The sequence below is a fragment of the Bosea sp. AS-1 genome, assembly GCF_002220095.1.
GTDB lineage: Bacteria > Pseudomonadota > Alphaproteobacteria > Rhizobiales > Beijerinckiaceae > Allobosea.
This window is the reverse complement of record NZ_CP022372.1, coordinates 3,709,333-3,722,680: the sequence shown is the minus strand read 5'-3', so window position 1 is coordinate 3,722,680 and position 13,348 is coordinate 3,709,333. Positions and strand designations below refer to the sequence as shown.

The 13,348-nt window shown below is 64.5% G+C and carries 12 protein-coding genes, 1 tRNA gene and 1 riboswitch; of the genes, 7 read left to right on the top strand and 6 right to left on the bottom strand.

Annotation, left to right across the window (positions count from 1 at the left end):
* Together CE453_RS19505 and rfbC are read right to left on the bottom strand one after the other, a co-directional pair.
* Window positions 1–1,326 (bottom strand): NAD(P)H-dependent oxidoreductase, encoded by a 1,326-nt coding sequence (locus CE453_RS19505; protein WP_089176085.1) that lies wholly within the window; start codon window positions 1,324–1,326, stop codon window positions 1–3.
* A 19-nt stretch (window positions 1,327–1,345) separates the two neighbouring features.
* Window positions 1,346–1,930, bottom strand: coding sequence for a dTDP-4-dehydrorhamnose 3,5-epimerase (rfbC, locus tag CE453_RS19500; RefSeq protein ID WP_089176084.1), 585 nt, complete (start codon window positions 1,928–1,930; stop codon window positions 1,346–1,348).
* Window positions 1,931–2,398: 468 nt separating this feature from the next.
* On the opposite strand from rfbC, the gene CE453_RS19495 reads away from it, so the two are divergent.
* The 3 genes from CE453_RS19495 (at window position 2,399) to ligD (ending at window position 7,006) form a co-directional block, all read left to right on the top strand.
* The gene (locus CE453_RS19495) at window positions 2,399–3,430 is read left to right on the top strand and encodes an NAD-dependent epimerase/dehydratase family protein (RefSeq protein WP_089176083.1); all 1,032 of its coding nucleotides are present in this window, start codon (window positions 2,399–2,401) and stop codon (window positions 3,428–3,430) included.
* Between the two features lie 207 nt (window positions 3,431–3,637).
* Entirely contained in the window at window positions 3,638–4,495 is an 858-nt protein-coding gene (ku, locus tag CE453_RS19490) for a non-homologous end joining protein Ku (protein ID WP_089176082.1), read from the top strand.
* A 27-nt stretch (window positions 4,496–4,522) separates the two neighbouring features.
* Window positions 4,523–7,006, top strand: a complete 2,484-nt coding sequence (gene ligD, locus CE453_RS19485; RefSeq protein ID WP_089176081.1) for a DNA ligase D — start codon at window positions 4,523–4,525, stop codon at window positions 7,004–7,006.
* A gap of 112 nt (window positions 7,007–7,118) precedes the next feature.
* Here the strand turns inward: ligD and CE453_RS19480 are convergent.
* Window positions 7,119–7,209, bottom strand: a tRNA-Ser gene (locus CE453_RS19480).
* A 243-nt stretch (window positions 7,210–7,452) separates the two neighbouring features.
* A riboswitch (TPP riboswitch) is annotated at window positions 7,453–7,555 on the top strand.
* Between the two features lie 52 nt (window positions 7,556–7,607).
* On the opposite strand from CE453_RS19480, the gene thiO reads away from it, so the two are divergent.
* Genes thiO through CE453_RS19460 form a run of 4 tightly spaced genes read left to right on the top strand, consistent with a single transcriptional unit; the run spans window position 7,608 to window position 10,203 of the window.
* Window positions 7,608–8,633 carry a glycine oxidase ThiO gene (gene thiO / locus CE453_RS19475; RefSeq protein WP_089176080.1) on the top strand — a complete coding sequence of 342 codons (1,026 nt, stop codon included), beginning with the start codon at window positions 7,608–7,610 and terminating at the stop codon, window positions 8,631–8,633.
* Entirely contained in the window at window positions 8,617–8,814 is a 198-nt protein-coding gene (thiS, locus tag CE453_RS19470; RefSeq protein ID WP_089176079.1) for a sulfur carrier protein ThiS, read from the top strand. The genes thiO and thiS overlap by 17 nt, the downstream gene beginning before the upstream one ends.
* 1 nt (window position 8,815) lies before the next feature.
* The gene (locus CE453_RS19465; RefSeq protein ID WP_089176078.1) at window positions 8,816–9,589 is read left to right on the top strand and encodes a thiazole synthase; all 774 of its coding nucleotides are present in this window, start codon (window positions 8,816–8,818) and stop codon (window positions 9,587–9,589) included.
* A complete protein-coding gene (locus CE453_RS19460; protein WP_089176077.1) occupies window positions 9,586–10,203 on the top strand; it encodes a thiamine phosphate synthase in 618 nt (205 codons plus the stop codon). Before CE453_RS19465 ends, CE453_RS19460 begins: the two co-directional genes overlap by 4 nt.
* Window positions 10,204–10,267: 64 nt before the next feature.
* On the opposite strand, the gene CE453_RS19455 is transcribed toward CE453_RS19460, so the two are convergent.
* The 3 genes from CE453_RS19455 to CE453_RS19445 form a co-directional block, all read right to left on the bottom strand.
* A complete protein-coding gene (locus CE453_RS19455; RefSeq protein WP_089176076.1) occupies window positions 10,268–10,582 on the bottom strand; it encodes an Rdx family protein in 315 nt (104 codons plus the stop codon).
* A 137-nt stretch (window positions 10,583–10,719) separates the two neighbouring features.
* Window positions 10,720–12,213 (bottom strand): carboxypeptidase M32, encoded by a 1,494-nt coding sequence (locus CE453_RS19450; RefSeq protein WP_089176075.1) that lies wholly within the window; start codon window positions 12,211–12,213, stop codon window positions 10,720–10,722.
* Window positions 12,214–12,242: 29 nt separating this feature from the next.
* Window positions 12,243–13,334, bottom strand: a complete 1,092-nt coding sequence (locus tag CE453_RS19445; RefSeq protein WP_089176074.1) for an NADH:flavin oxidoreductase/NADH oxidase — start codon at window positions 13,332–13,334, stop codon at window positions 12,243–12,245.
* Window positions 13,335–13,348: the final 14 nt, after the last annotated feature.

Genomic DNA, 13,348 nt, shown 5'->3' with positions numbered 1-13,348 from the left:
TCAGGCCGCGACCTTGAGCAGGTCTTCGAGCCAGGTCTCGCCGCGGAAATGGCGATACTGCTCGGCGCGAAGCGTGTCGGCGAGCCGCCCGGGCGGGAGGGCGACGTCGCCATAAGTCAGAACCTCGTCCTTCGCGACGTCGCGAACAAGGCGGCAACCCGCAACCAGGCCCTCCGGCAGGTAGCGTTTGGCACTCATCTCGTCGACGTTCACGGCCTCGCCATAGGTCATGTACATGCCGTAGTCGTCGAGCGTCTCGCCGGCCTTGAGGTCGCGCTTGGCGACCGCGCAAACCTCGACCACCGGCCCTCCGAGCGGTGGCGCCAGTTCATCCCGGAACAGCACCACGCGCGCAATCGACAGCGGCGTCTCGAAATGGACGAGATGGTAGGGCGTGAAGAACGAATAGAGCGGCCCTTCGCCCATCTTGTAGAGATTGAGGTAATGCTGCTGCTTCGGATCGGGATGCTCCGCCAGCACGAAGACCTTGGTCAGGGGAGTACCGACGACATAATCGATGGCGCCCCCCATCTCCCGCAACTGGTCGATGTCGTAGAGCTTGCCGATGGCCATGACGTCGTCGCGGTACTCGCGCCCGCGCGACATGCCCCGCTGCAGCACCTTGAAGCCGGTCGCATTGGCGACGATGGACTGCTCGAAGCTGATCTTGGAGCCGTCGGCAAAGCTCGTCACCATGGCCGCATTCTGTCCCCAGCGCTCCGCCCAGGCTTTTTGCGTCGTCGGGGTCCGATAGGGGTCTTGCAGGCCCTTGATGTTGCCGATCAGGCGAGGCGTCAGCCCAAGACCTCGCACCCAGCGAACCAGATTCATCTGCACGCCGGGTTCATCGCCGTCGCAAGCGGAGAGGATGCGCCCGTACCTCTGGGCGTGAACGCGCAGGATCGGGCCGATGGTGGCGTCGATCTCGGCATTCATCAACACCACGTCCTTGCCGTGCTTGAAGGCTTCGAGCACGAGATGCGCGCCGAACTCGACCGACCCTGTCGTATCGACCAGCACATCGATCTCGGGCGAGCGTGCCAACAGCAGGGCGTCTTCCGTAGCCGCAGGCTTGCCGGCCCGGATGGTCTCGTCCAGTGCGGCCTGGTTGTTGGAGAGCCTGACGTCCTCGAACCCGCAATAGGTAAGGACGTTCAGGGCCCGCTCCGGGCGGCGGTTGGAGATCGCCGCCAGCCGCATGCCCGGCACGGAATTCGCGATCTGGTTGGCGAGCCCCTGGCACATGAAACCCGCTCCGAGAATGCCCACTCGGATCGGATTGTTCTCTTCAGCGCGCTTCTTCAGGGCCGTATCGACGATCAGCATGGCGCCTATCCCTGTTTCGTCAGCCGGTCACCGACACTGGCTTGGAACTCATCCTGGCCTTCAACTCCGCCTCGACGACATCGAACGGCGCAAAAGCCTGGTCCTTGGGTGAGATGACCGCCACGGGCAGGGGCCATGTCAGGCCCAGGCGCGGGTCGTTGTACATCAGTCCGCCTTCAGCGCTCGGCGTGTAGAATTCGCCGACCTGATAGCTCGTATCCGTTTCGTCCTCGAGCGCCTGATAACCATGTGCGAAGCGCTCCGGCACGTAGAGTGCGCGGCCGTTCTTCTGGCTCAGCTCGACTTCGATATGCTGCAGGAATGTCGGGCTTTCCGGGCGCAGGTCGACGATGATGTCGAGGATCGAGCCGCGCGTGCATCGCACGAGCTTGGTCTCCGCCGCCGGAGGATACTGGAAGTGCATGCCCCGCAACGTGCCCTTGCGGATGTTCGAGGCGAGATTGGCCTGCGCGATCGTCGTCTTAAGGCCGTGGGCTTGGAATTCGTGCTGGCAGAAGGTGCGTGCGAAAAAGCCCCGTTCATCTTCCCTTCGGTCGAGTTCAAGAATGAACGCGCCCGTAAGCTTAGTGGCGACGAATTTCAATTCGGCCCCCCAAGATTCGGTTAAATCACACTAGCGATCGATCCCTCCGGATCAGAGCCAAGACTATAGCAAATTCCGAAGCTTGGCTCGTAAAAAAGCTCATGTGAGCTAAAAGTTTTTCGCCGCGCTGGTGCAATGGCGATCTTCCCCTAGGTAACAAAATCTGCTAGCAAGTAGGCAGTGGTTTAGCGGCGTGATGATCTGGTCGAGTGGTGTCTCACGAGGCAGGGCATATGTGCTTGGGCGGCCAGCGTCTGCGGCTTCGAGGAGCCGGATCGTGCCGATAGCAAGCCCACCGCCGTTCTCTATTCTCCCGACAACAGAATTCGCGATTATCCGACGCGGGCGTGGAGCCGGCCATCGGCCGTTCCCGTCGCCGGAGCGAGGAAATGCGCCGCTGCGTGAAAGCGTTTGTGCGCCAACGGCAGTGGGAACGAGTTAGCTGGTTCTGGTGGTTGGGGTCTTGCCATGCGGGTACTGTTTACGGGTGCAGATGGGTATGTCGGCGCGCTTCTCGGCCCTTATCTGATCGAGCAGGGCATCGACGCGGTCGGTCTCGATACCGGCTATTACCGCCAGGGCTGGCTCTACCCGATGCGGGGGCCGCGCCCCGCCGTCATCACGAAGGACCTGCGCGAAGTCTCGCCCGAGGACCTGGAAGGTTTCGACGCTGTCGCACATCTCGCTGAGCTGTCGAACGATCCGTTGGGGCAGCAGGACCCCAACCTGACGCACGAGATCAATCATGGTGGGTCGGTACGGCTGGCGCAACTCGCCCGAAAGGCGGGGATCAAGCGCTTCGTCTACATGTCCTCCTGCTCGGTCTACGGCGTCGGCGCGCCGGATCAGGTTCTCGATGAAGACAGTCCTGTGAACCCGCAGACGGCCTATGCGGAATGCAAGGCCAAGGTCGAGCGGGATGTCTCTGCCATGGCCGGCGACGATTTCGAGCCGTGCTTCCTTCGTAATGCCACGGCTTACGGCGCTTCTCCGCGCCAGCGCTTCGACATCGTGCTGAACGATCTCTGCGGCCTTGCCTGGACCACCAAGCAGATCAAGCTTCTGTCAGACGGTTCGCCCTGGAGGCCGCTCGTCCATGCGCTTGATATGTGCCAGGCGGTGCATTTATCGCTGATTGCGCCACCTGACCGCATTCGCGGCCAGATCTTCAATGTCGGCTCGAACCAGCAGAACTACCGCGTCATCGAGATCGCTCGCATCGTCGCGAACGAATTTTCAGGTTGCGAGTTGATCGTTGGCGAGCCCAGCGCCGATAATCGCTCCTATCGCGTGAATTTCGACAAGATCGGCCGTGTCCTGCCGACGTTCGAAGCGCGCTGGACTGCGGAATCGGGCGCCCGCCAGATGCATGACGTCTTCGAGCGCATCGCGATGACCGAGGAGGATTTCCGTGCTCCGCCCTATACTCGGCTCAAGATGCTGATGAAGCACCGTCAAAGCGGCCTTCTCGACGACAAGCTGTTCTGGACCCAGCCCTGAGAGACTGCCTCCGGGCCGCTGTAAGGTGGCGCGCCCACAATGAAGCGAGCCCGCAGCGCCGTGTGCGGTAGCCGCTTCGCACACGAAGGCTGGAACCAGCTTCGTCCTCGTGCCGTTTGAAGGAAAGCCCCGGAATTGCGGCTGCAGCGGGTGGCTGTCCCGCTAGGCCCGAAACCGGGGCGCGTGTGCGAGCGAAGAGGTTGCGTCATGGCTCCGCGTCCGGTCTGGAAGGGTTATCTCAAACTCTCGCTGGTCTCCTGCGCGATCGAGCTGACCAGCGCGACGGATCGCAGCGAAAAGGTTTCCTTCCGCATTATTAATCGCAAGACCGGCCATACGGTCCGGCGGCAATATATCGACAGCGTCACCGGCAAGCCGGTCGATGACGAGGATGAGGTCAAGGGCTACGAAGTCGGCGACGATGAATATCTCCTCGTGGAAGAGGACGAGATCGACGCCGTACAAGTCGAGTCCTCGCATACGCTGTCGGTCGAGTCCTTCGTCGATCGCGCCGATATCCCGCCGATCTATTTCGATGCGCCCTACTATGTGACGCCGGCCGACGAGGTTTCGGAGGAGGCTTTCGCGGTCATCCGCGCGGCCATGGCGAAGGAGCGCAAGGCCGGCGTCGCCCGCATCGTGCTCTACCGGCGCGAGCGGCCCGTGATGATCGAGCCCTTCGACAAGGGGCTGCTGCTGACGACGCTGCGCTATGACAAGATGGTGCGCAAACCCCAGGAGGTTTTCGAGGGGCTGTCGTCAGGCAAGCTCGACCCGGAGCTGGTGTCCCTCGCCACCCACATCATCGACAAGAAGCTCGCGCCCTTCGATCCGTCGGATTTCGAGGACCGTTACGAGGATGCGCTGCTTGCGCTGATCCAGGCCAAGCAGGAGGGCCGCAAGCCGCCGGTCGTGCGGACGCCGGACCGGCCGGCCAATGTCGTCAACCTGTTCGACGCGCTGAAGAAGAGCCTCACCGGGGAGGAGGAGGCCGCACCTGCGACCGCCCGCAAGCCTCGCAAGAAGGCAGCGAAAACGATGGAAAAGGCCAAGAAGAGCGCCTGACCCCCGTCGACCGGAAGGGACCCGTCGATGTCCAGCCTCGACCTCTATCGTGCCAAGCGCGATTTCAGCCAGACCCGGGAGCCGCAGGGTGCCAAGGCGCGGCGCCGTGCCGATAGGGGTGGAATCTTCGTCATCCACAAGCACGCGGCGCGACGGCTGCATTACGATCTGCGGCTCGAGCATGACGGCGTGCTCTGGTCCTGGGCCGTCACGCGGGGCCCAAGCCTCGATCCAGACGACAAGCGCCTCGCTGTCCATGTCGAGGACCACCCGCTGGAGTACGGCGCCTTCGAGGGCACGATTCCCGAAGGGCAATACGGAGCCGGCGCGGTGATCGTCTGGGACGAGGGCAAATGGCTGCCGGAGGGCGATCCGGCGGCCGGCATGAAGAAGGGGCATCTGGTCTTCACGCTGGAAGGGCACAAGCTCACCGGCAAATGGCACCTCGTCAGGATGAAGCCACGACGCGGCGAGAAGCGCGACAACTGGCTCCTGATCAAGGCGGACGACGCCGCGGCCAGGCGCGATGAGGACATTCTTGAAACCGAGCCGAACTCTGTGAAATCGGGTGTCGGTATCGAGGATGTCGGGAAAGTCGATCAGAGCGGCGCCAAGCAGGTTGCCCGGAAGCCGAGGCAGGCGAAGCCGCCGCGGACAAGGCCTGTAGCCGACACCATGCCTGCCTTCGTCGAGCCCTGCCTAGCGACCCTGCAGGCCAGGCCGCCGGAGGGCGAGAACTGGCTGCACGAGGTCAAGTTCGACGGATATCGCCTGCAAGCCCATGTCTCCGGCGGAGCGGTGAAGCTGCTGACGCGCTCCGGTCACGACTGGACGGAGCGCTTCGGCAAGAAATTGATCGCGGCGCTGGCGGCTTTGCCATGCGAGGCTGCCTTGATCGATGGAGAGATCGTGGCCCTCTCCGGGACAGGCTCGTCCTTCTCGGCGCTGCAGGCTGCCCTGTCCGACGGCAAGGTCGAGGATCTCGTCTTCTTCGCCTTCGATCTGCTCTATCTCGACGGCGAGGATCTTCGGTCCGACCCGTTGCTTGCCCGCAAGGAGCGGCTGGAAGCCTTGCTGCAGTCAGCGCCTGAAACGGGACCGCTACGCTTCAGCGAGCATTTCATCGAGCCTGGTGCGACGATGCTGCGCCATGTCTGCCGCATCGGCCTCGAGGGCGTCATCTCGAAGCGTCGCGATGCGCCCTACCGGAGCGGGCGAGGGCGAGACTGGATCAAGTCCAAATGCACCATGCGCCAGGAATTCGTGATCGCTGGTTACGTGCCCTCGGCAGCATCAGGCCGGACGCTGCGCTCGATTCTGGCGAGCTACTACGAGAATGGCACGCTCAAGCCGGCGGGCCGGGTCGGCACGGGATTCACGCAGAGGTCGGCAGCGGCTCTGAAAGCGCGGCTGGACCGGCTAAAGACGGACGCTTCTCCGTTGACAGGGGAGGCGGCCCGCGAACGCGGTGTCGTCTGGGTCAAGCCGGAGCTCGTCGCGGAGGTCGAGTTTCGCGCCTGGACCGCGTCGAAAACGCTGCGCCACGCTTCTTTCCTTGGCCTGAGAGAGGACAAGCCAGCCGGGGAGGTGCAGGCTGAGCAACCGGCTCCTGCGAAGGACGAGGCGGAGCCGCGGAAGGCGCCTGTGAAACGCGATCGGGTACGGACCGTCATGACGGATGTGAAGCTCAGCAACCCCGACAAGCTCCTCTGGCCCGATACCGGCCTGACCAAGCAAGGATTGCTCGACTATTACGCTCATGTCTGGCCGCTGATGAGAGACTTCGTGCTGGGGCGGCCGCTCAGCCTGTTGCGCGCGCCGGACGGCATCGAAGGGCAGCGCTTCTTCCAGAAGCACGCTTCAGCCGGCATGCATGACGCGGTCGAAACCCATCGCGACAGCGACGGGGAGGAGCTTCTCACCATCAGCGATTTCGACGGGCTCGCCGCGCTGGTGCAGCTCGGCACCGTCGAGATCCATGTCTGGGGTGCGACGCTGGAGGCGATCGAGACGCCTGACCAGATCATCTTCGACATGGACCCCGACAAGGGCATCGGTCTTTCGGAGCTGCGCAGCGCCACGCTCGCCGTGCGCGACCGTCTGACGGATCTGGGGTTCACCAGCTTCCTCAAGACCTCGGGCGGAAAGGGCTTCCACGTCGTCGTGCCGCTGAAGCCGAAGGCCGACTGGGCGCAAGTCAGGAGCTTTGCCCGCGACTTTGCCAAGGCGATGGAGCAGGCCGAGCCGAAGCGTTTCACGGCAACCCTGTCGATGAAAGCGCGCAAGGGACGCATCTTCATCGACTATTTGCGCAACGGTCGCGGAGCCACGGCCATCGCTCCCTATTCCACGCGAGCCCGCCCGGGCGCCACCGTGGCGATGCCGATCTCCTGGGACGTGATCGAGGACACCGAACCGGACAGCTTCACGGTCGCAAGGCTCGCCGACGCAAAGCTGGAAGACGTCTGGCCCGACTTCCGCCAGCGTGCCCGCCTCCTGCAGCGGAGCTGAGCAGCGCCTGGAAAGCCAGCAAGTCGCGTTTCGGGGTGAGGGGATCTCGATCTTACCCGCGGACTACAAGTAGGAGGCGTTCTCCAAGCGCTTGTTTCGCAGGGCGGGAAAGTGGCGGAGACGGAGGGATTCGAACCCTCGATACCCTTGTGGGGTATGCTCATTTAGCAAACGAGTGCCTTCAGCCTCTCGGCCACGTCTCCAGCGAAAGGCTCTATGCCCGATCGGGAAGCCGTTTGACAAGCCTCGCCTGTCACTTTGCACCAAGGATAATTCCGCAAGGCGGTCGAGGCGAGGAAACTTCGTCTGATCCGCAAGCAGCTACGCGCTGCTCCGGCGAATAGAGCACTCCCTTGGTAAGGGAGTGCTCGGCCGCGGTGACATAATCGGTGGCCCGGTTCCGTTCTGGCTCGTCTTGCTCTCTGGAGCCTGGGTCACTAGATTGAAACGGTCCGTTGGGGTGCCGAAAGGCTGAGAGGGGCGGGATCGCGCCAACCCATCGAACCTGATCCGGGTAATGCCGGCGAAGGGAACGGTCTTCGGCTCGCAGTTCTCTGCATCGCGCCTTTGGCCGTTGCCTTCCCGCAAGCAGAGGCAATGCATGGCCATTTCATCGGGCCTGTCTGGGGAGCGGATCGTCGCGATCGTCGGGGCCGGCGTCGTCGGCCTTGCCTGTGCCGTCGAGCTGCTCGACAGAGGCGCGGCTGTCGAGCTCTACGAGCGCGGCTCCCACATTGGTGACGAAGCCTGTTCCTGGTATGCCGGTGGCATGCTCGCACCCTGGTGCGAGGGAGAGAGCGCCGAGGAACCGGTCGTGCGGCTCGGGCAGGAGGCGGTCGGCTGGTGGGAGCGGCACACCGATGAGGTCGTACGGCAGGGCACGCTCGTCGTCGCACCGAGCCGGGACCGCTCGGAGTTGCGTCGCTTCGGCCAGCGCACCAGCCATTGCGCGGAGGTCGACGGCGAGGCCATCGCGCGGCTGGAGCCTGATCTTGGCGGGCGTTTCTCACGCGGGCTGTTCTTTGGCGAGGAGGCCCATCTCGATCCACGCAACGTCATTGTAGCGCTCGCCGGCAAGGTTCTCGCGAGCGGCGGGGTCATTCATTTCAACAGCACGGTCGAGCCGGCGAATCTCGACGCCGAGGTCGTTCTCGATTGTCGAGGGCTCGCCGCCCGTGATGCCCTGCCCGAGCTCCGCGGCGTCAAAGGGGAAATGCTGATCCTGAAGAGCGACGAGATTGCGCTGACGCGGCCGATCCGGCTGCTGCACCCGCGCATTCCGCTCTATATCGTGCCGCGTGCCGATGGGCATTTCATGGTTGGCGCGACCATGATCGAGAGCGAGGCGCGCCGGCGCATCTCGGCGCGCTCGATGCTTGAATTGCTCGGCGCGGCTTATGCGCTGCATCCGGCCTTCGCCGAGGCCGAGATCGTCGAGATCGGCACCGATGCACGCCCTGCCTTTCCCGACAACCTGCCGCGGCTGATGCGCCGGGGCAGGGTGATTCACGTCAACGGGCTCTATCGCCACGGTTTCCTGCTCAGCCCCGCCATGGCGCGGATGGCGGCGGATGCCGTGCTCCACCCGAATTCCAGACCGGAGATGCTGCATGACCTTGCTGCTTAACGGCGCGCCGCAGGAAATTGCGGCCAAGACGCTGGCCGAGGCGCTGGCCGAGCTTGGCTACGCCGGCAAGATTGTCGCCACCGCGGTAAATGGCGAGTTCGTCCCAGCCCGGAAGCGCACCGAGCTCAACCTGAACGATGGCGACCGCATCGAGGTTGTCGCTCCGATGCAGGGAGGCTGAGATGGCATCCTTCTATGGCTTCACGCCGGAAAACCCGCTCTTCCTCGGCACGGCGCAGTATCCCTCACCGGCGATCCTCGCCGAGGCTGTGAAACGTTCGGGTGCCGAGATCGTCACCGTATCGCTGCGCCGGGAAGCGGCAGGCGGGGCGGCGGGGCAGGCCTTCTGGACGCTGATCCGCGAGCTCGGCGTCAAGGTGCTGCCCAACACCGCCGGCTGCCATACGGTGAAGGAAGCCGTCACCACCGCGCAGATGGCACGCGAGGTCTTCGGCACCGACTGGATCAAGCTCGAGGTCATCGGTGAGGACGACACGCTGCAGCCGGACGTGATCGGGCTGGTCGAAGCGGCGCGTATTCTGTCCGACGATGGCTTCAAGGTCTTCCCCTATACGACCGAGGATATCGTCGTGGGCGGGCGCCTTCTTGATGCCGGCTGCGAGGTGCTGATGCCCTGGGGCGCGCCGATCGGCTCGGGGCGCGGCCTCAACAATCCTTACGGCCTGCGCACCATGCGCCAGCATTTTCCGGATATTCCGCTCGTCGTCGATGCCGGCATCGGTCTGCCCTCCCACGCCGCACAGGCGATGGAGATGGGCTATGACGGCATCCTGCTCAACACCGCCGTCGCCAAGGCTGGCGATCCGGCCGGCATGGCGGAGGCTTTCGCGCTCGCCATCCGCGCCGGCCGGCTCGCCTTCGCCGCGCAGCCGATCGAGGTGCGCGATATGGCCGCTCCTTCCACCCCCGTCATGGGCAAGGCTTTTCTGGCATGAAGCTCGATCCGTTCTATCCCATCTTCGACAGCGCCGACTGGATCGCACGCATGCTGCCGCTCGGCATGAAGCTGGTGCAGCTACGGGTGAAGGACCGGCCCGAGACCGAAGTCGCGCGGGAGATCGCCCACGCCAAAAGGCTTTGCGCCGAGACCAGCTGCGTACTCGTCGTCAACGACTACTGGAAACTTGCGATCGAAGAGGGCTGCGACTGGCTGCATCTCGGCCAGGAGGATCTGGACACTGCCGATCTCGACGCGATCCGCAAGGCCGGGCTGAAGCTGGGCGTCAGCAGCCATGACGAGGCCGAGCTGGAACGCGCTCTGGCGACGGAACCGGACTATGTCGCGCTCGGGCCTGTCTATCCGACGATCCTGAAGCAGATGCGCTTCGGCCCGCAGGGGCTGGAGCGGTTGACCGAGTGGAAGCGTCGCATCGGTGCCCTGCCGCTGGTCGGCATCGGTGGCATCTCGCTGGAGCGTGCCCCTGGCGTCTTCGAGGCCGGCGCCGACATCGTTGCGGCTGTGACGGACATCACGCTCAATGCCGACCCCGAAGGCAGGCTGAAAGCCTGGGTCGCGGCGACGCGCAAGCATCTCGCGCCAGTCGCTTGAACGCGGTCATCCCGGATCGGCGCTGCTATCGCGGTTCGCCCGGATAGAGCTGAGACCAGGCTGCTCAGCTCTCGGCTTCCGCCGACATCGAATGGCCATCGACATGGCCGAGGCTGCGCTCGGGGTCGAGCCGGTCGCGCACGCGCTGCTTCAGCACTTTCGAATCCGGGAAGCCGCCATCGGTCTTGCGGTCCCAGATCAACTCGCCGTCATAGTGGATCTGGAAGATCCCGCCGGTGCGCGGGATCAGCGCCACCTCGCCGAGATCCTGCCCGAAGGTCGAGAGCAATTCCTGCCCGAGCCAGGCGGAGCGCAGCATCCAGTTGCACATCGAGCAATAGGTGATGGCGATGCGGGGAGCTGGTTTGGTCTCGGTCATGGTCGGCCACCTTGGCAGGGAACGTCGCTCCCGACATCAGGCCTTCGGCGCCGGGACGCAAGCCCGAAAGCGGCATGGCGGCCCGGCGCGGGGTGAAGGTCTAAGTCTTTGTTTTGAATAAGTTTAATCGGAAGGCGTCATGCTTCTTCGAGATAGCGCCGGTGCAGGTGCGCCTTGAACACGGCGGCGTCGAGCGGCCTGCCGGTCGCTTCCGTCAGCAGGTCGTCGGTGGAAAGCAGCGAGCCTTTCCCATGGATGTTGGCGCGCAGCCAGGTGACCAGCGGAATGAAATCGCCCTTGCCGATGCCGGGCAGGATGCCTGGATCGGCCTGACAGGCGGCGTCGAAGATCTGGGCCGCAGTCATGGCGCCGAGCGTATAGGTCGGGAAATAACCCCAGCCGCCTGAGGGCCAGTGGATGTCCTGAAGGCAGCCCAGCCGATCGTTCGGCACCGTGACACCGAGCAGCGTCTTCATGCCTTCGTTCCAGGCCGTGGGCAGATCGACGAGCGCCATCTCGCCGGCGATCAACGCCTTTTCCAGCCGGTAGCGCAGGATAATGTGGGCCGGATATGTCACCTCGTCGGCATCGACGCGGATGAAGCCGGGTTCGACGCGGGTGTAGCGACGCCACATCGCCTCTGGCTCCCATGCCGGTCCGGCACCACCAAAGGCCTCGCGCATCAGCGGCGTGGCGAAGGCGAGGAACTCGCGCGAGCGGCAGGCCTGCATCTCCATCAGCAGCGACTGGCTCTCATGCAGGCTCATGCCGCGCGCGGCACCGACCGGCTGGTTGAGGTACGCCTGAGGCCGGCCCTGCTCGTAGAGTGCATGGCCCGTCTCGTGGAGTACGCCCATCAGCGCCTTGGTGAAGTCGGCCTCGTCATAGCGGGTGGTGATGCGCACATCGTTGTCGGCGCCGCCGCAGAATGGATGCGTCGAGATGTCGAGCCGGCCGCGTTCGAAATCATAGCCCAACGCTGCCATCAGCCGCAGGCCCAAGGCCCGCTGGGTCTCGGTGGGGAAGGGGCCTTCCAGCGGCTCCAGCGCCGGCCGACGTGCCTGCACCGCCATCGCTTCCTGGGTGAAACCGGGCAGGAAGGCGGCAAGGTCGTCGAACAGCGCGTCGATCCGTGCCGCGTGGCCCCCGGGCTCATAGTCATTGAGCAGGGCGTCATAGGGAGAAAGCCCGAGCTTATCGCCCTTCGCCTGTCCGATCTGGCGCTGCAGGTTCAGCACTTCGGTGAGATAGGGCAGCAGCCCAGCGAAATCGGAATCCGCCCGCGCCTGCCGCCAGCGCATCTCGCAAGCCGAGATCGCCTTGCTCGATGCTTCCACCAGCTCGGTCGGCAAGGCGGTGTCGACCGTCCAGATCCGCCGGATCTCGCGGAGGTTGGCCTTTTCCCAGGCGCCGAGCGACTGATCCGCCTCGGCGCCGGCCAGCCAGTCGCCGATGCGTGGGTCCGTCACCATGCCGTGGCGCAGCACATGCAGCAGCGCCATGCTCTCGGCCCGGGTTTCGGCTGCTCCCTTCGGCATCATCACATCGGAATCCCATTGCAGAATGCCAACGGCATTGGACAGGGCGGCGATGCGGCCGAAATGGCTGGCGAGATCGGAATAAGCGGTCATGGAGATTCCCGGCTGATGGAATGGCAGTCTCAGGCGAACAGCTTGGAATATTGCCGCGGCTGCGAGCGCAGATATTGGTTTGGCGCCTTGACGCTGGCGCCGAGTGCCGCAGCCGCATGCCAGGGCCAGCGCGGATCATAGAGGATGCCGCGCGCCAATCCGACGAGATCGGCCTCGCCGGTACCGATGATGGCTTCTGCCTGCTCGGGCTCGGTGATCAGGCCAACGGCAATGGTGGGGACGCCCGTGGCGTGTTTGATCGCCCGCGCAAGCGGCACCTGATAGCTGGGTCCCAGCGGAATCTTCTGCGCGGTCGAGAGGCCGCCGCTCGAGACGTGGATGAAGTCGGCTCCGCGTGCCTGCGCTGCCCGGGTGAAGGCGATGCTCTGCTCGACGTCCCAGCCGCATTCGATCCAGTCCGTTCCGGAAATGCGGAAGCCGACCGGATAGCCGGCCGGCACGACGGCGCGGACGGCGTCGAATGCTTCGAGCGGGAAGCGCATCCGGTTCTCGAGCGAGCCGCCGTAATCGTCTTCGCGCTTGTTCGAGAGCGGCGAGAGGAACTGATGCATCAGATAGCCATGGGCGCCGTGGAGCTCGATCATGGCGAGGCCGAGCCGCACGGAACGCCGCGCTGCGGCCGCGAAAGCCTCGACGAGGCGGGCGATGTCGTCGCGGGTCAGCGCACGCGGCGGCCGCGGATAGGCTTCGAAGCCGATCGTGGAGGGGGCCTGCACCGTCCAGCCGCCTTCGTTGAGGGCAAGTTGGCCGCCGCCCTTCCAGGGCTGGGCGACCGAGGCCTTGCGGCCGGCATGGGCGAGCTGGATGCCGATCGGCATGTCGGACCAGCGCCGCGCGGCTTCGAGGGATCGCGCCAGCGCGGCCTCGTTCTCGTCCGACCACAGGCCGACATCGAAGGGGCTGATGCGCCCATCCGGCTCGACGGCCGTCGCTTCGATGATGAGCAACGCCGCCCCCGAGAGGGCGAGCTGCCCGAGATGGATCGTGTGCCAGTCGCTGGCATTGCCGTTTTCGGCTGAATACTGGCACATCGGCGCGATCACGATGCGATTGGCAAGCGTGAGATTGCCGAGCTGATAGGGGCTGAAAAGCTGACTCATCAGGAGGGGAAGCC

Bases quoted from the DNA above. Each gene is read 5' to 3' on its own strand.
- CE453_RS19455 (WP_089176076.1), bottom strand. From the start codon at position 10,582: ATGACCGAGACCAAACCAGCTCCCCGCATCGCCATCACCTATTGCTCG.
- CE453_RS19460 (WP_089176077.1), top strand. From the start codon at position 9,586: ATGAAGCTCGATCCGTTCTATCCCATCTTCGACAGCGCCGACTGGATC.
- CE453_RS19495 (WP_089176083.1), top strand. From the start codon at position 2,399: ATGCGGGTACTGTTTACGGGTGCAGATGGGTATGTCGGCGCGCTTCTC.
- thiS (WP_089176079.1), top strand. From the start codon at position 8,617: ATGACCTTGCTGCTTAACGGCGCGCCGCAGGAAATTGCGGCCAAGACG.
- ku (WP_089176082.1), top strand. From the start codon at position 3,638: ATGGCTCCGCGTCCGGTCTGGAAGGGTTATCTCAAACTCTCGCTGGTC.
- ligD (WP_089176081.1), top strand. From the start codon at position 4,523: ATGTCCAGCCTCGACCTCTATCGTGCCAAGCGCGATTTCAGCCAGACC.
- thiO (WP_089176080.1), top strand. From the start codon at position 7,608: ATGGCCATTTCATCGGGCCTGTCTGGGGAGCGGATCGTCGCGATCGTC.
- CE453_RS19450 (WP_089176075.1), bottom strand. From the start codon at position 12,213: ATGACCGCTTATTCCGATCTCGCCAGCCATTTCGGCCGCATCGCCGCC.
- CE453_RS19505 (WP_089176085.1), bottom strand. From the start codon at position 1,326: ATGCTGATCGTCGATACGGCCCTGAAGAAGCGCGCTGAAGAGAACAAT.
- CE453_RS19465 (WP_089176078.1), top strand. From the start codon at position 8,816: ATGGCATCCTTCTATGGCTTCACGCCGGAAAACCCGCTCTTCCTCGGC.
- CE453_RS19445 (WP_089176074.1), bottom strand. From the start codon at position 13,334: ATGAGTCAGCTTTTCAGCCCCTATCAGCTCGGCAATCTCACGCTTGCC.